The organism is Bacillus sp. SIMBA_154 (assembly GCF_046536015.1).
Lineage (GTDB): Bacteria > Bacillota > Bacilli > Bacillales > Bacillaceae > Bacillus > Bacillus pumilus_P.
The window spans coordinates 1-252 of the sequence record NZ_JAWJBV010000462.1 but is presented as its reverse complement, the minus strand read 5'-3'; the positions used below and the strand labels follow the sequence as shown (position 1 = coordinate 252).

The window sequence follows — 252 nt, the reverse complement described above, 5'->3', positions numbered from 1 at the left end:
CGAGCTGATTTTAGATACAATTGCACAAAAAGGCGTCAGCACAATGCATTTTGTACCGGCGATGCTGCATGCCTTCCTGGAATCCATGGATCAGAAGCCAAGCGGGATGTTGAAACAAAAATTAGCGTCATTAAGACATGTGTTTGCAAGCGGGGAGGCTTTGAAGCCTGTACATGTCGCAGGCTTCAAACGCATCATCACGTCGGTGAGCCAGGCTCAAATCATCAACTTGTACGGACCGACTGAGGCAAC

Annotated in this window: 1 protein-coding gene; it reads left to right on the top strand. The window is 48.4% G+C overall.

The window, feature by feature from the left end; all coding sequences use genetic code 11:
* On the top strand, positions 1-252 hold a 252-nt coding region (locus tag R0K30_RS22785; protein ID WP_410613216.1), incomplete at both ends, for an AMP-binding protein.